Here is a 17,516-nt window from a genome sequence, read left to right as displayed (position 1 = left end):
CAGCGGATATCACGGACGCAATTATGCCGAGGCATAATTGATAAAAATTTTTACACAGCCATAAAGGGAATAGGGGGATGTCATATGAAGTCAGTCATCGAGCTTGATGGCAATACATTAACTAGAAAGCAAATAGAGAAAATTGTTAAAGGTGACGCAACGGTAACGCTATCTATAGAAAGTGTGGAGCGAATCCGTTTAAGTAGAGAGCGTATTGAAAAACGTTTAGCTGAAGGGCAAACGATTTATGGTGTAAATACAGGATTTGGGAAATTGAGTAATATAAAAATTGAAGAGGAAGATATTGAGCTTTTACAGCTAAATCTATTGCGCTCAGATGCAACAGGTGTAGGTACACCGTTTCCGACAGATGTTGTACGTGCAATGATGGTTTTGCGTGCCAATGCCTTAGCACGTGGTTTTTCGGGTATTCGTCAGGAAACAGTCCAGCTATTAGTGGATTTTATTAATAAGGGTGTGCATCCAATTGTACCGTCTCAGGGTTCTGTAGGAGCTAGTGGAGATTTAGCACCATTATCTCATCTAGCTTTAGTGCTTGTAGGTGAGGGAAAGGCTGAATTTAATGGAGAAGTGTTGAGTGGTAGTAAGGCATTAGAAAAAGCGGGATTAACACCTGTTCGACTACAAGCGAAAGAAGGGCTAGCGCTTGTGAATGGTACTCAAGCAATGACAGGTATTGGTGTGTTAACTGTTAATGAAGCTGAGCGCATAGGGCTAGCAGCGGATATGGCAGCAAGTTTAACACTTGAGGCCTTAAAGGGGATTACATCAGCGTTCGATCCAGCGCTTTTAGCAGTAAGACCACATCCAGAGTTAGAGCTGGTAGGTGGAAGAATACGTAAGTGGTTAGATGGAAGTAAACGGGTAACGAAGCAGGGAGAGATACGTATGCAGGATGCCTATTCATTGCGCTGTATCCCACAGGTACACGGTGCATCTTGGCAATCATTCTTCTATGCCCAGGATCGTGTACAAACAGAAATGAATGCAACGACTGATAATCCGATTGTATTAGAGAATGGAGAGGTACTATCAGGGGGACATTTCCATGGTCAACCAATTGCCTTAGCTATGGACTTCTTAAAAATTGGTGTGTGTGAGTGGGCCAATATTTCTGAACGCCGAACAGAACGTATGGTAAATCCTCAATTGAATGAAGGCCTGCCACCATTTTTAGCGACAAACCCTGGTATTGAGTGTGGTTTAATGATTGCTCAATATACAGCGGCTTCGATTGTATCTGAAAATAAAGTATTGGCACACCCTTCAAGTGTGGATTCTATTCCAACGTCTGGTAACCAAGAGGATCATGTAAGCATGGGAACAACGTCAGCTCGTCAAGTTCGACAAATTGTCCATAATGCTGCTCGAGTAATTGCAATAGAAATGATTTGTGCGTCACAGGCTATTCATTTAGATCAAGCAGAGGAGCAATTATCTCCAACAACCCGAAAGTACTTAGAAAAAGTGCGTGAATTTTGTCCACCGCTACTAGCGGATCAACCAATTGGTGATGAAATTGAGGCGTTAGCGAAATATTTATTAGATAGCGATGATTTAGTGGAATTATCTAAATAAAATCTGAGAGGATGGTTCGTGATGAAAACAACAACAAATATTCGTGCACCACGGGGAACGACTTTATCGTGTAAAGGCTGGACACAAGAAGCGGCAATGCGTATGCTAATGAACAATCTTGATCCAGAGGTAGCAGAGAATCCGGATGAATTGATTGTTTATGGTGGGATTGGGAAGGCTGCTCGCAATTGGGAAAGCTATGAACAAATTATTGCTTCTTTAAAAGAATTAGAGAATGATGAAACACTTCTGATTCAATCTGGGAAGCCGGTAGCTGTGTTCCGTACACATGAGCATTCTCCACGTGTGTTAATTGCCAATTCAAATCTAGTACCTGCTTGGGCAAATTGGGATCATTTTTATGAATTAGAAGATAGAGATTTGATGATGTATGGTCAAATGACTGCGGGTAGCTGGATTTATATTGGTGCCCAAGGAATTCTGCAAGGCACTTATTTATCATTTGTAGAAGCAGGGAAAAAAGTATTTGGCACTGCGGATTTACGTGGTAAGTTCATCCTTACAGGTGGTATGGGTGGTATGAGTGGTGCACAGCCTTTAGCCGGAAAAATGGCAGGCGCTGTTATTCTAGTTGTAGAAGTAGAACGTGCCCGCATTGAACGTAAAATTAAAGAAGGTTATTGTGATTACATCGTGGACACTGTGGACGAAGCGATTGCATTAGTCAATAAATTACGTGACCAAAAGGAGTCAGCTTCGATTGGCCTTGTTGGTAACTGTGCAGACATCAATCGTGAACTGTTAGATCGAGGAATTATTCCAGACTTTGTAACAGATCAAACCTCTGCACATGACCCGATTAATGGCTATGTACCGAATGGCATGACATTTGAGGAAGCACTGGAGCTTCGTAAAACAGATGTAAAAACATATGAGCGAAAAGCGAAGGAAACGATGGCAGAGCATGTTCGTACAATGCTAGAGTTTCAGGAGGCTGGTGCAGAAGTATTTGATTATGGCAATAATATTCGAGCGTATGCCAAAGAGATGGGTGTAACAAATGCCTTTGATTTCCCAGGCTTTGTACCAGCGTATATTCGTCCATTATTCTGTGAAGGAAAAGGGCCATTCCGCTGGGCAGCGCTTTCAGGAGACCCAGAGGATATTTATAAAACAGACGCACTTGCAAAAGAGATGTTTGCTGAGGATGAAAGTCTTGTCAATTGGATTAATATGGCTCAAAAAATGGTGAAATGGCAAGGGCTACCGGCACGTATTTGCTGGCTAGGCTATGGGGATCGTCACCGTTTTGCATTAAAAGTAAATGAAATGGTTGCGAATGGTGAATTATCAGCGCCGATTGTCTTTGGTCGCGATCACTTAGATTCTGGATCGGTAGCATCACCAAATCGGGAAACAGAGGGTATGTTGGACGGTTCGGATGCTGTGTCAGATTGGCCGATTTTAAACGCTCTTGTTAATACAGCGAGCGGTGCAAGCTGGGTAAGTGTTCATCATGGTGGTGGAGTAGGAATGGGTTATTCGCAGCATGCAGGTCAAGTGTTAGTAGCAGATGGAACAGAGCTCGCTGCAGAGAAAATTGCACGTGTGTTAATCTCCGATCCAGGGCTAGGTGTTGCCCGTCATGCGGATGCAGGTTATGACATAGCGATTCGAACAGCGAAAAACAAAGGTGTGCATATACCAATGTTAAAGGATGATGTGAAGTGACCATTTTAATTAAACATGCCAATGAAGTCATTACATTAAAAAGTAATGCCAAAGGACCGCGCACAAGGGAAAAGATGCGAGAAATTGCGGTTATTGAAAATGGTAGTGTTCTTATTGAGGAAGACCGTATTCTAGCTGTTGGAGCTTTTGAACAGCTGGCAGTAGATTTCCCTAATTTAGTCAAGAAAGCAGAAACTATTGATGCCTCTGGTAAGATTGTGATGCCAGGCTTGGTGGATTGTCATACACATTTGGTACATGGTGGGACACGCGAGCAAGAGTTTAATATGCGACTCAATGGTTCTACCTACATGGATATTATGAATGCAGGTGGTGGGATTCACGCAACAACAAAGCGTACACGAGAAACTAGCTTTGAAGATTTATATGCCAAGTCGATGCAGCACTTAAATGTATTTTTAAAGCATGGTGTGACAACAGTTGAAGCCAAATCAGGCTACGGCTTGGATTGGGAAACGGAAAAAAAACAGCTAGAGGTAGCAAAAAAATTACAAGCAACTCATGATGTTGATGTCGTTAGTACTTTTATGGGAGCACATGCAGTACCGCGAGACTATAAGGGACGTGAGGATGAATTCGTTGATATTGTGGTTCATGACATGCTACCAAAAGTAGCGGAGCTAAACCTAGCTGAATTTAATGATGTATTTTGTGAAAAAGGTGTCTTTACACCAGCGCAATCACAGCGTATTTTAGAGGCTGGAAAAGCACTAGGGTTAACGCCAAAAATTCATGCTGATGAAATTGAGCCGTATAAGGGAGCAGACCTTGCTGCAAAGGTAGGAGCAATTTCAGCCGAGCATTTGTTGGTTGCCTCTGATGAGGGTATTCAACGAATGGCTGAAGCGGGTACGATTGCTGTATTGTTGCCTGGAACTGCATTCTTCTTACGTGCACCATTTGCAAGGGGGCGTCTAATGATCGATAAAGGGGTGCCTGTAGCGATATCTACTGATTTTAATCCTGGATCATCACCAACATTGAGTCTACCATTTATTATGAATTTAGCTTGTATGCATATGGGAATGACGCTGGAGGAAGTTCTAACAGCGACAACGATTAATGCCGCATATGCACTTAATCGAGGCGAACAAATTGGTTCACTTGAAGCAGAAAAACAAGCTGATGTTGTTATTTTGGATGTTGCCAACTACAAACAACTTCAATATTTCTATGGTATGAACCATACCAATACTGTTATTAAAAATGGGCGAATTGTTGTGCGAGATGGTATTCTTTCAAATTAACTTTTTTATAAATAAGATAATATATTAATCCCTTCAGTTTTCTAATGAGGGGATTTTTTTATGATTATAATTAAACTATAATAATTTACTATACCATGTTCCGAATACTAAGTACCTTTTAAATATACTTAGTATTATAAGTATTTGTAAAAATAATGAATTATAGGGTATTATATTCTAAAAGGAAAAGGGGTAGATGACTATTCAAACGAAACCAGCATATCAAAAAATTTATGACACAATTAAGCAAGAAATAGCAGAGGGCAAATATCTTGTTGGTGATATTTTACCTTCGGAAGCAGAGCTAGAAAAGATATTCAAGGTAAGCCGTACGCCAGTAAGAAATGCGCTGAAGCAGCTTGAAAATGACAAAATAATTCATAGAGTGCAAGGGAAGGGATCTTTTGTCAGCAACCAACAACCAAAACAAACTTGGACAAGTATGTCAGGCTTTAGAAACCATTATTCAAACGATTGGGAAAAAATCTCTGTTCGAACAATCGAGATTAAAGAGGTGGTTAATCCACATTTTGCAAAGCTATTAAAATTAGAAGAGGATACAGAAATCATTTATTTAAAAAGAATTCGATATTTAAACAATCAACCAATGTTTTTCTTAGAGCACTATATCCGACCTGTAATATCCTCAGAGGTTTATCAAAAAAATACAGCGATTTCTTCTGTGCAGCAACTATTAAAAGAGCAATCAAATATCAATATTGTTGAGGTAGAGGATGAAATAGAGGCGGTTATTGCAACTCCTTATATTGCAGGTGCATTGCAAATACCCGACACAACTGCGGTGTTAAAAGGGACGAGAATATCTTATGCAGAAAATAAGGTTCCTATGGATTTAAATGTTTTCTATATAAATACGGATAATTGGAAGTACTATTCTTATTTCAGATATTAATAAGCATCCCGTTTTGCTATTAATAAAATAAGAATTTTTATAATACTTAGTATCATAAGTTGTTGACATCCTTAGTGCTATAATTTATTATTTAATTATTCGCTATTATCAGAATTAACAAAATAAATGCGAGCAAAGGGGATGAAGTAATGTATAAGATGAAAAGGTTGTTATTTTTATTGGGGACTATTGGGGTGTTGTCCATAATTCTCGTGGGGTGTAGCAATAGCAACTCTGATGTGGGTGCCAGTGGTGGAGAGAAAGTAAGTGTAGCTGCTTTAAATAACTATCCACCTCTTATTTTTAAACAGGATGGTAAATTAACTGGCTTTGAATATGATTTATTGCAAGCGATTGCAGAAGAAGAAAATTTAGAGCTAGAATTTAAAGAGATGAAATTTGATGGTTTTATTCCAGGCTTACAATCTAATCAGGTAGATATCGCTTCCTCGCTATTAATACGTGAAGAACGCAAGGAAGTTGTGGATTTCTCAGATATCTTCTTAAATTCTGGATTAGTGCTTGCTGTAGCAAATAATAGTTCCATCCAATCCTTTGAGGATTTAAAAGGAAAAACAATTGTTGCTACACAAGGTTCTACAACATTTGAAAAGGCAAAGGAATTAGCAGATCAATATGGTGGAAAAGCGAAGCCTCTAAAAGAAACAGATGCGCTGTATTTAGATGTAGAAAATGGAAATGCAGATGCGCTTGTGCTTAACTCTCCTACAGTTGAGTATCGTTTAGCGGTAGATGGTGACAATGTGAAGTTCCGAATTGTGGGAGAGCATATGACAGTCGATGAACATGCTTTTGCTGTTAAAAAAGGGAACAAAGAATTAGCAGATAAGATTAATGCTGGTTTAAAAACAGTTAAGGAAAATGGGGAATACAATAAAATCCATGAAAAATGGTTTGGTAAATAAACATAGTTAATGTGAAGTGAGGTGTTTTTATGGAAACAACATTCAAAGTTATGACAGATGCACTGCCTTATCTTCTGCAAGGGTTATATATGACGCTATTAATATCTATTTTATCAATAATTTTCTCACTTATAATTGGGCTAATTGCGTGTTTTATGAGGATGTCAAAGTATGCAATTTTACGATATCCTGCAGCAATCTACGTTAATCTTATTCGCGGAACACCAATACTAATTCAAATATTATTTATTTACTTTGGTGCACCAACAGCTTTGGATATACATCTTTCGGCTTTTACAGCAGGACTGATTGCCATAAGCTTTAATATTGGAGCTTATAATACAGAGATTTTCCGTGGAGGAATCGAATCAATTGGTAAGGGGCAAATGGAGGCAGGAAGATCCTTAGGTTTCTCTTATGCTCAAACTATGGCTTTAATCATTTTACCACAGGCAGTACGACGTATGATTCCGTCATTTGTGAACCAATTAACGCATGCAATTAAGGATACATCGATGCTGTCAGTTATCGGAATAGCTGAATTAACAATGGTCGGACAATCCATCTATGCGATGAATTTTAGATCCTTTGAAATCTTAACGATGGTAGGATTATTCTACTTTATCACCATTTATACTGTTTCCCTTATTTCTACTAAGATGGAACGGAGGTTTGTTATTACATGATAAAGGTTAATAATCTTTCTAAATCCTTTGGAGATTTACAAGTTTTAAAAGGTATTAGCACAGAGATTGTAGCTAAAGAGGTTGTTTGTATCATAGGTTCATCTGGTTCAGGTAAAAGTACCTTTTTAAGATGCTTGAACCTTTTAGAAGAACCGAGTGGTGGCGAAATTATTATAGAAGGCGAAAATATTTTAGATAAGACCGTTGATATTAATAAGCTTCGTCAAAAAATGGGAATGGTTTTCCAACAATTTAATCTGTTTCCACAAAAAACAGTTATTGAAAATATTACATTAGCACCAATAAGACTCAAAAAGAAAACAAAAGAAGAAGCTGAAAAACAAGCGATGGAGCTGCTAAAAAAAGTAGGATTAGCGGAGAAGGCTACTGCTTATCCTACTAATTTATCGGGCGGACAACAACAGCGTGTAGCCATTGCAAGAGCCTTAGCAATGGAGCCACATGTAATGTTATTTGATGAACCAACATCTGCACTGGACCCTGAAATGGTTGGAGAGGTTTTACGGGTTATGAAACAATTAGCACAGGAAGGGATGACAATGGTCATTGTCACGCATGAAATGGGATTTGCCCGTGAAGTGGCTGATCGAGTTATTTATATTGATGGTGGTCATATAGTAGAAGAAGGAGATCCAAGAGATATATTCACAAACCCATCTCATGAAAGAACAAAATCATTTTTGTCAAAAGTATTATAAAAACTAATGGAGTCTTTCTGTCACTAAACAAAGACTCCTAATAACAAAATTTTTTTACATTAACTTAGTATACTAAGTATTATAACTATATTTTCGAAGGAGAAATTATATGACAAAAACAGTTCTATTAATTGAACCAACGATCCGACCGAATGGTGTTGAGTACTTAACCAATCATTTTAATGTAGTGTTGGCACCGAATGGTTCAGAGGAGACCATTATAGCCTATATAAACAAACACCAGGCCCGTGCAGTCATTGTAAGAACAGAAAAAATTACAAGAAATATTTTAGAAAGCTGCCCCTCCCTTGAAGTCGTAGGAATGCATGGAGTCGGGTTAGATAATATAGATGTTCCAAGCGCAACAGAAAATGGCGTAGTCGTGTTGAATGCCCCATCTAGTAACTATACTTCTGTAGCGGAGCATGCAATGATGTCCATTTTAGCTTTAAGTAGAAGCTTAAATATTAGTGATTCTAAAGTTAGAAACAATGAATGGCATTATAGAGAATCGTATTTTCCTATGGAAGTGAACGGGAAGACGCTCTTAATCGTAGGAATGGGAAGAGTTGGACAGGATTTAGCTAAGAAAGCAAGGGCATTTAATATGAATGTTTTAGGATTTGACCCATTTGTTTCAGAATCAGAAATGCAGCTACATGGTGTTGTTAAAATCGATGACTTAAATATGTGTCTTCCAATATGTGATTTTATCTCTTTACATGCACCGTTAACGAAAAGCACCTATCATTTATTTTCTGTTAAGCAATTTGAGTTAATGAAAGATTCAGCATTTGTTATTAATTTAGGGAGAGGCTCATTGATAAATGAACAAGCACTATATAGCGCGCTAGTTACTAAAAAAATAGCTGGTGCAGCGTTAGATGTATTAGAGCAAGAGCCCCCAAATAGTGATAACCCTCTTTTTACATTGGAGAATGTAATTTTTACACCGCATTTTGGTGGCGACACATTAGAGGCAAAAGATAGATGCTCTGAATCAATAACACACGAAGTTGGTGTTGTGTTAAATGGGAAAATATCGAGAAATGTAGTAAATCCACAAGTATTAGGCAATGCAAAGGCTTATAAATAACATTTAAAGGAGATTATTAAAATGAAATTTAATGGAATTATGACTGCATTAGTCACACCTTTACACCTTGATGGGTCTGTTGATAAACAAAGCTTCGCAAATCTAATCGAGGATCAACTAAATAATCATATTCATTCTTTGCTTGTATTAGGTGGAACAGGAGAATATGCTGCTCTTAATATGGAGCAACGAAAAATTGCTATTGATGTTGCATTAAGTACTGTCAATGGTCGTGTGCCAGTAGTAGTAGGCTTGCTTTCTCCAGGATTAGGCGACAATGTAGAATTAGGTAGCTATGCAAAACAAGCTGGTGCTGACGCTGTAATGATTGTGACGCCATATTATGTAAGTCCAACAAAACAAGGATTTATCGAATACTATGAAGCGATTGATAAATGTTTAGAGATGCCAATTATCCTCTATAACATTCCTTATAAAACAGGCATTCATTTGGCGAATGATACAGTAAAAGAGATTGTTGAAAATGTGCCAAATGTAGTTGGAATGAAAGTTTGCTCAGATAATATAGGTGATGTCCTTGAGCTACTTCAATTTGTTGGTGATAAAATTTCCGTTCTTTGTGGAGAGGACTTCAGAGCGGTGTCCTCATTTATTGCAGGAGCGCCAGGGGCTATAACAGCTAGCTCAAATCTTATTCCTGAAGTATGGGTGAAGATTTATGACCTAGTTCAAGAAAAAAACTATGACGAGGCAATAGAACTGCATAAAAAATATTTCCCATTAATGAAGACGCTATATAAAGAAGGAAACCCAGGACCTTTAAAAGCTGCATTAAATTTAGTTGGTATACCTGTTGGTTCAGTTTCAGTGCCGTTAGTAGATGCTTCATCCACTGTTGAAGCAGAGCTTAAAAATAAATTAACAGAGCTGGTTGTACCAGTAAGATAGGGATAACAATTTTTACGAGCTCAATATGTTGAGTGGATAATAATATTGGAGGTATATATGGTAGTAGCATATAAGCATGAGCCGTTTACTGATTTTAGTGTTGAAGCTAATCGATTAGAGTATTTGAATGCTTTACAAGCTGTAGAAGGGTACTTAGGGCAAGATTACGATTTAGTAATTGGTGGAGAGCGAATAACTACAGAGGATAAGATTGTTTCCTACAATCCTTCCAATAAAAGAGAAGTGATTGGATATGTATCAAAGGCGAACAAAGAGCTAGCAGAAAAAGCTATGCAAGCAGCTGTTCAAGCATTTAAAACGTGGAAAAAAGTGAAACCTGAGTCTCGCGCAGATGTTTTATTTAAGGCTGCGGCAATTATTCGTCGGCGAAAGCATGAATTTTCAGCGTTGTTAACAAAGGAAGCGGGTAAGCCATGGAAGGAGGCAGATGCAGATACAGCAGAAGCCATTGATTTCTTGGAGTATTATGGTCGTCAAATGCTTTTAATTAAAGACGGCTCACCTGTTCAAAGTCGTTCAAATGAATTTAATCGTTATGACTATATTCCATTAGGGGTAGGTATTATTATCTCTCCATGGAACTTTCCATTTGCGATAATGGCTGGAACAACTGTAGCGGCAATTGTGACAGGTAATACAGTATTATTAAAGCCAGCTTCCACTACTCCAGTGATTGCTGCAAAATTTGTTGAAGTGATGGAGGAAGCAGGTCTTCCTAAAGGTGTTCTTAATTTTGTGCCAGGAAATGGCTCAGAAGTGGGGGATTATCTGGTCGATCATAAAGACACACGATTTATCAGCTTTACAGGTTCACGTGATGTTGGTCTCCGTATTTTTGAACGTGCTTCGAAAGTTCGTAACGGGCAAATTTGGATAAAGCGTGTGATTGCAGAAATGGGTGGAAAGGACACAATTGTTGTTGATAAAGAAGCAGACCTGGAATTAGCAGCGACTTCGATAGTATCCTCCGCGTTTGGTTTCTCTGGTCAAAAATGTTCAGCATGTTCTCGTGGAGTTATTGTAGAAGATGTTTATGATCAAGTTCTTGAACGTGTGGTAGCATTAACCAATGAATTGACTCAAGGTGATCCAACTGACTATACAAACTACATGGCAACTGTAATTGATCAGAATGCCTATAATAAAATCATGGATTATATTGAGATTGGTAAGCAGGAAGGAAGGCTGTTAACAGGTGGAAAAGGGGACGATTCTATCGGTTACTTTATTCAGCCAACTGTATTTGCTGACCTTTCTCCAGAGGCAAGGATTATGAAGGAAGAGATTTTTGGACCAGTAGTCGGCTTTACGAAGGCTAAGGATTTTGATCATGCAATTGAAATCGCCAATGATACAGAATATGGCTTAACGGGTGCAGTGATTACAAATAACCGTGGGCATATAGAAAAGGCTCGTGAAGAATTCCATGTCGGAAACCTTTACTTCAACCGAGGTTGTACAGGCGCTATTGTTGGTTATCAACCGTTTGGTGGATTTAATATGTCTGGAACAGACTCCAAAGCTGGTGGGCCAGATTATTTACTTCTTCATATGCAAGCTAAAACAAGCTCAGAAATGCTTTAAGAGCTAGGCTTTATAATAACATTGCATAAACCAACCAATTGTCGATAATGCTATAGGCAACTGGTTGGTTAATTTTAGTTAAAAAAGAGTTGCATTTATTAGTTTTAACAAGTATTATTTAATTAAATAGTAATTATATAATTACAAATTACTTAAGTTTTTTAATAAAGGAGTTTTTTCAATGACAAAATTCCAGAGCGAAGAAGACGTGCTTGCAAACTATGATTCCTCAAAATATCAAACACCTGATGGCTATACAGCGGATATTGCTATTTTTACAATTGTCTCAGAAAAAAAAGAAGAAAAAGCACCGCCGAACATGACGCTAAAGATTATGCTCATTAAACGTGCAGCAAAGGATGCAGAAGGAAATCCCAATATTGAAGGAGGCAAATGGGCACTTCCGGGAGGATTTATAGATGCCAGTCAAAAGGAAACAGCCTATATCGCTGCGAAAAGGGAGTTAAAAGAAGAAACAAATGTAGAGGGTCTACATATACAACATTTTGGTGTATACGATGGAATTGATCGAGATCCACGCGGTTGGATGATTTCAAATGCTTTTTATGCCATTGTTCCAGAAACATTTATTGAGCAACGACAGGCTAGTGATGATGCCGCTGAGGTGGAGCTATTTGATATAGAGGAGGTATTTACCCTTCAACTAGCATTTGATCATCGTCAAATTATTAACGATGCTTTGGCATTTATTAAAAGAGATATGATACAAACAACAGTTGCTAAAAATTTTCTACCCCAGGAATTTACTTTGTCTGAATTACAGCGAGTGCTACTGACAGTCGGAGAGGATTCCCGAATTTCAAATGATTCCGTATTCTTTACAAAGGCACCCAAACTACCTTTTATCGAAAGGGTATTGGACGAAGAAGGGGAACCGAAGAAGACAAACCGTAATTCTTTCAGACCTTCACAACTATATACATTTAATGACTTTGAAATTGTTGAATCCATTTACCATTAGGAAAGATTCGTCTTTCCTGTTTATTTTAATGAATGTAATTTGTAATTTGAATATTACTAATTAATAAAATGGAGTGATGAAATGATGAAAAAGCGAGCATTAATTAATATTGATTACACAGTGGATTTTGTTGCATCAGATGGAGCTTTAACTTGTGGAGAGCCTGGACAGCTGCTTGAGCAGGCAAATGTTGACTTAACAACAGAATTTATCAGGAATGGTGAATTTACTGTCTTTGCTATAGATGTTCATGAAGAAGGGGATATCTATCATCCAGAAACAAAGCTATTCCCACCACATAATATTCGAAATACAGAAGGTAGAGATTTATATGGTGCATTAAAACCATTATATGAAGAAAATAAAGAGCAAGATCACGTCTATTACATGGATAAAACGCGTTACTCTGCTTTTGCAGGAACAGATTTAGAATTGAAATTACGTGAAAGAGGGATTACTGAGCTTCATTTAATCGGCGTTTGTACAGATATCTGCGTTCTCCATACAGCAGTAGATGCTTATAATAAAGGGTTCAATATTGTCATTCATAAAAATGCTGTCGCCTCCTTTAATCAAGCAGGACATGAGTGGGCATTAGGACATTTTGAGCACACGCTTGGTGCCACTATTATTTGATAATCAGGGATGGAGGTAAATACATGAAATATGTAGACGATAGCTTCATGTTACACACGGATTTATATCAAATTAATATGGTTCAAACCTATTGGCAAGATGGTGTTCATCAACGTAAAGCTGTGTTTGAGCTATATTTTAGAAAACTTCCATTTGGTAATGGTTATGCGGTATTTGCTGGCTTAAAAAAAATTACCGATTTTATCAATAACTTTAGATTCTCTCAAAGTGACATTCAATATTTACGAGAAGAGGGGAAGTATCCCGAAGATTTTCTTCAATATCTTCAGGAGCTTAAGTTTACAGGAAGCATTAAAGGGATGAGAGAAGGAGAACTCGTTTTTGCCAATGAGCCTATCCTAAGAATTGAAGCACCATTAGCAGAGGCCCAATTAATTGAAACCCCTTTGTTAAATATCGTGAACTACCAAACACTAATTGCAACAAAGGCTTCGCGTATCAAACAAGTGACAGGTGAGGATGTCGTCATGGAGTTCGGCACTCGACGTGCACACGAATTTGATGCTGCTATTTGGGGTACCCGTGCAGCTTATATAGGTGGATTCTCTGCAACAAGTAATGTAAGAGCAGGGAAATTGTTCGGTATTCCCGTGTCAGGAACTCATGCCCATGCGATGATTCAAACCTATCGAGATGAATATACTGCATTTAAAAAATATGCAGCTGCACATAAAGATTGTGTTTTTTTAGTAGATACCTATGATACGTTACATTCAGGCGTTCCAAATGCAATTCGTGTAGCAAAGGAATTAGGAGATCAGATTAATTTTATTGGTATCCGTTTAGACAGTGGCGATTTAGCCTACCTTTCAAAAAGAGCAAGAAAAATGCTAGATGATGCTGGGTTTACAGACGCTAAAATTATGGCCTCGAATGATTTGGACGAATATACAATCATGCATTTAAAATCGCAAGGAGCGCGAATCGATGCTTGGGGAATTGGAACAAAGCTGATTACAGCCTACGATCAAGCTGCTCTAGGTGGAGTATACAAATTAGTTTCTATTGAAAATGAAAGTGGAGAAATGGTCGATACGATTAAAATTTCAGCAAATCCCGAAAAAGTGACTACTCCTGGGTGTAAGCGTGTTTACCGTATTGTTAATAATGAGAATGGTCATGCTGAGGGTGACTATATTGCCCTTGATGAGGAAAACATCCAGCAAATAAAAAGATTAAAAATGTTCCACCCTGTTCATACGTATATAAGTAAATTTGTTACGAATTTTACAGCGATAGAGTTACATGAAAGCATTGTAGAAAAAGGGGAAGTTGTGTTTGAGGAACCTACTATTCAAGAAACACAAGCATATGTGAAGCAAAATTTAAAATTGTTATGGTGTGAGTACAAACGAACGATGAACCCAGAGGAATATCCAGTCGATCTAAGTCAAGCTTGCTGGGATAACAAGATGTCCAGCATTCGGGCCATAAAAGAAAAAATTTCGAAAACGATGAATACTAGATAGAAAATGATAGGAGGAAGATACGATGGCAAGGATAGGTATTTATGGTTCATCCTTTGATCCAATTACCAATGTTCATCTTTGGACGGCTAGTACAGTCGCACACCGCTGTAAATTAGATAAGGTTATTTTTTTACCTTGCTCAAACAAACGGAGGGATAAAACAATAAAAACAGAGGATACTCATCGCTGGAATATGCTCCAGCTAGCGATTTCCAAGGATGATCGTTTTATTGCGGATTCATATGAAATGAATCAAGAAGGGTGGAATATTTACACATATGACACCATGAAGTATTTTAGAGAAAAGCACCCAGAGGATGAAGTTCATTTTATTATGGGCGCAGATTTACTAGTGGATATTGGTGCGGGATTATGGAAAAAGGGTGACGCATTAGTAGCTGAAAATAAATTTATTGTAATGGCAAGGCATGGAATTGATATGCTATCAACGATTAGTCGTTCTCCGATTTTAAGAAATAATGACGATGGAAGATTCCATCTTATAGATAAGGGATTAGCAATGGAAATTAGCTCGACTTATATTCGTGAAGAATTTACGATGGGTGGTGAGCCAAGGTATCTCTTGCCAAATTCGTGTTACGATTATATTAAAGAGCATCATCTTTATCATAAATAAAGAAGTGTGGTTAAGTGCCACACTTATTTTAATTTTGAAAAGATGGTGAATTTTATCATATATGTTCTCTCGTAAGCTATAATAAAAATAGCAATGAAATATAATTTTTTTGCTGTCAATCAATATAATGATTAATGTTAGAAAGGAATTCATGGATGTGCAACTTACATTAACATTTCTTATTTTAGGAGCAACAATTTTCGCATTTGTGACCAATAAAATACGAGCAGATCTTGTAGCGATTGTGTCACTATTGGCTTTTGTCATTACGGATATTTTAACACCAGCGGAGGCATTATCTGGTTTTTCAAACTCTGTAGTTTTAATGATTGCAGGGCTATTTGTCGTGGGTGCAGGAATTTTACGTACCGGTCTTGCAGGGATGGCAGGACAGTTATTGCTAAAATGGTCTGGCAATAGTGAGCTGAAATTATTTGTATTACTGCTCATTATTGTAGGATCAGTTGGTGCCTTTATGAGTAATACAGGTACTGTAGCATTAATGATGCCAATAGTTGTAAGTATAGCGATTAGTATGAAAGTCAGTCCTTCAAAGTTTCTACTACCACTTTCATACGTAGCAAGTCTTTCTGGTCTTATGACACTAATTGCATCACCGACCAATTTAATTGTTAGTCAGTTATTAGTGGATAGAGGCTATAACAAACTTGGCTTTTTTGAAATAACACCTATTGGTATTGTTGGAATGATTGCAGGTATCACTTATTTAGTGCTTGTACGTAATATCCTATTACCTAAGGAACAAAATCGTACCCAGACAAATGAAGGCTATAAACTTTCACCGAAGAAAATCATTAAACAGTATGATTTAAATAATCGTCTATTTAAAATCTCTGTTCCAGAAGAATCTCCTATAATTGAAACATCATTAGCAGAATTAAAACTACCAGCTAAGTATATGCTCTGCATGATGAAAATTCATCGCAAATCACAGGAGGGCATTAATTTACTGCCGATGACTTATCAAGAAATGGCAGGTCCAACAAGTGTCATTCATGCTAAGGATGAGCTATATGTTCAAGGAGAAGAAGAGGACATCAGCCGTTTCGTTGAATATTATCATCTTGAGATGCAAGGGTTAGTTGAAGGAGAGGCCGATGAATTGGTATCAAAGCATCTCGGTATTGCAGAGGTATTGCTCACACCAAATTCAAGCTTTATCAATGAAACGGTTAGCTCTCTTGGCTTCAGAGAAAAATATAACCTAAACATTATTGGTATTAATCGAAAAGGTGGATATAAGCTTCAAGATATGATTTCGCACAAGTTAAAATTTGGAGATGCTATTTTAGTACAAGGCGCATGGGATGAAATTCTTTTGTTAGCAAGAGAGACTCAGGATGTCGTTGTTGTCGGCCAACCGAAGGAGCATGCAAGTGTAGCAGCAGCTACAGGTAAAGCTGGTCTTGCGGGTATTATTATGCTATTCATGATTATTTTAATGGCATTCGAAATTTTCCCAGCTGTTATTTCTGTAATGATTGGTGCAGTTCTGATGATATTAACCGGTTGTTTAAGAAATATGGAAGATGCCTATAGCAATATGAATTTTGAAAGCATTGTGTTAGTGGCTGCAATGCTTCCAATGGCGACAGCATTAGAAAAAACAGGTGGTATGGCGATTTTATCTGATGGCATCATCAATGCCCTCGGCGATTTTGGACCCTATGGAGTGCTCATCGGTGTTTATATTTTGACAGCAGTTTTTGGTCAATTTATTAGTAATACGGCAACTGCTGTATTGTTTGCACCTATTGCCATGAGTGCTGCGATTGCAATGGATGTTAGCCCAACAACGTTTATGATAGCAGTAGCAGTAGCGGCAAGTATGGCCTTTGCTACACCGATTGCATCGCCTACCAATGCGCTGGTAATGACAGCGGGAGGCTACAAATTTATGGATTTTGTAAGGATAGGAATTCCATTACAGATTGTTATGTTTATTGTAATGATGATAGCCATTCCGTTCTTTTTCCCATTTTAAAAACTCGGTTTTTATTACCGAGTTTTTTTGTTCGTTCTTCCTTCCTAAAAAAACTATTAATTTTTTATCAGGAAATATGATAAAATTATATTTTAGTTAGCGGTATTACATTAAGATAATTCGAGTGAAACCAAAAATAATATGTAGTTATTAATATAGGAAGTTTTTCTGCTCTAATAAAAAAGGTGAATTTTTTTCTGAAAGTGTTGACCTTTTTAAAAAAGGAGTGTAGTATTATATAAGTCGCCACGGTGACACGCTAAAATAAAGCAAAACATGAACCTTGAAAACTGAACAAGCAAAACGTAATCAATATAGTTTTTAGTAGCAAGCTTTTGCTAGTGAACGAAACA

The 17,516-nt window shown here is 37.7% G+C and carries 15 protein-coding genes; all 15 read left to right on the top strand.

Annotated features, from left to right (window positions below):
- Positions 1–84 precede the first annotated feature (84 nt).
- The 15 genes from hutH (at position 85) to AC2CGN_RS24445 (ending at position 17,163) form a co-directional block, all read left to right on the top strand.
- The gene (gene hutH / locus AC2CGN_RS24515) at positions 85–1,599 is read left to right on the top strand and encodes a histidine ammonia-lyase (RefSeq protein WP_286927216.1); all 1,515 of its coding nucleotides are present in this window, start codon (positions 85–87) and stop codon (positions 1,597–1,599) included.
- Positions 1,600–1,617: 18 nt separating this feature from the next.
- A complete protein-coding gene (hutU, locus tag AC2CGN_RS24510) occupies positions 1,618–3,291 on the top strand; it encodes a urocanate hydratase (protein ID WP_484516784.1) in 1,674 nt (557 codons plus the stop codon).
- Positions 3,288–4,559, top strand: coding sequence for an imidazolonepropionase (gene hutI, locus AC2CGN_RS24505; protein WP_484516782.1), 1,272 nt, complete (start codon positions 3,288–3,290; stop codon positions 4,557–4,559). The genes hutU and hutI overlap by 4 nt, the downstream gene beginning before the upstream one ends.
- Before the next feature lie 196 nt (positions 4,560–4,755).
- Entirely contained in the window at positions 4,756–5,472 is a 717-nt protein-coding gene (locus AC2CGN_RS24500) for a GntR family transcriptional regulator (RefSeq protein ID WP_286927219.1), read from the top strand.
- Positions 5,473–5,621: 149 nt separating this feature from the next.
- Entirely contained in the window at positions 5,622–6,398 is a 777-nt protein-coding gene (locus AC2CGN_RS24495) for a transporter substrate-binding domain-containing protein (protein ID WP_286927220.1), read from the top strand.
- A 29-nt stretch (positions 6,399–6,427) separates the two neighbouring features.
- On the top strand, positions 6,428–7,084 hold the full coding sequence (locus AC2CGN_RS24490) for an amino acid ABC transporter permease (protein ID WP_286927221.1): 657 nt from the start codon (positions 6,428–6,430) through the stop codon (positions 7,082–7,084).
- Positions 7,081–7,803, top strand: coding sequence for an amino acid ABC transporter ATP-binding protein (locus tag AC2CGN_RS24485; protein WP_286927222.1), 723 nt, complete (start codon positions 7,081–7,083; stop codon positions 7,801–7,803). Before AC2CGN_RS24490 ends, AC2CGN_RS24485 begins: the two co-directional genes overlap by 4 nt.
- 109 nt (positions 7,804–7,912) lie before the next feature.
- A complete protein-coding gene (locus AC2CGN_RS24480; protein ID WP_484516779.1) occupies positions 7,913–8,899 on the top strand; it encodes a hydroxyacid dehydrogenase in 987 nt (328 codons plus the stop codon).
- 21 nt (positions 8,900–8,920) lie between these two features.
- Complete coding sequence (dapA, locus tag AC2CGN_RS24475) at positions 8,921–9,808, top strand: 4-hydroxy-tetrahydrodipicolinate synthase (protein ID WP_429986551.1); 888 nt, start codon at positions 8,921–8,923, stop codon at positions 9,806–9,808.
- A 57-nt stretch (positions 9,809–9,865) separates the two neighbouring features.
- Entirely contained in the window at positions 9,866–11,413 is a 1,548-nt protein-coding gene (gene pruA, locus AC2CGN_RS24470) for an L-glutamate gamma-semialdehyde dehydrogenase (protein WP_484516777.1), read from the top strand.
- 181 nt (positions 11,414–11,594) lie between these two features.
- On the top strand, positions 11,595–12,395 hold the full coding sequence (locus tag AC2CGN_RS24465) for an NUDIX domain-containing protein (protein WP_484516775.1): 801 nt from the start codon (positions 11,595–11,597) through the stop codon (positions 12,393–12,395).
- An 81-nt stretch (positions 12,396–12,476) separates the two neighbouring features.
- Complete coding sequence (locus AC2CGN_RS24460; protein ID WP_429983725.1) at positions 12,477–13,031, top strand: cysteine hydrolase family protein; 555 nt, start codon at positions 12,477–12,479, stop codon at positions 13,029–13,031.
- 23 nt (positions 13,032–13,054) lie between these two features.
- Complete coding sequence (locus AC2CGN_RS24455; RefSeq protein ID WP_484516773.1) at positions 13,055–14,521, top strand: nicotinate phosphoribosyltransferase; 1,467 nt, start codon at positions 13,055–13,057, stop codon at positions 14,519–14,521.
- A 22-nt stretch (positions 14,522–14,543) separates the two neighbouring features.
- Positions 14,544–15,158 (top strand): nicotinate (nicotinamide) nucleotide adenylyltransferase, encoded by a 615-nt coding sequence (gene nadD, locus AC2CGN_RS24450; protein WP_429983729.1) that lies wholly within the window; start codon positions 14,544–14,546, stop codon positions 15,156–15,158.
- A 151-nt stretch (positions 15,159–15,309) separates the two neighbouring features.
- Complete coding sequence (locus AC2CGN_RS24445; RefSeq protein WP_484516771.1) at positions 15,310–17,163, top strand: SLC13 family permease; 1,854 nt, start codon at positions 15,310–15,312, stop codon at positions 17,161–17,163.
- Positions 17,164–17,516 lie beyond the last annotated feature (353 nt).

This window comes from Lysinibacillus sp. DFXJR4, from assembly GCF_057196045.1.
The sequence above is the reverse complement of the archived record's forward strand: the minus strand, read 5'-3'. Positions and strand labels throughout refer to the sequence as shown.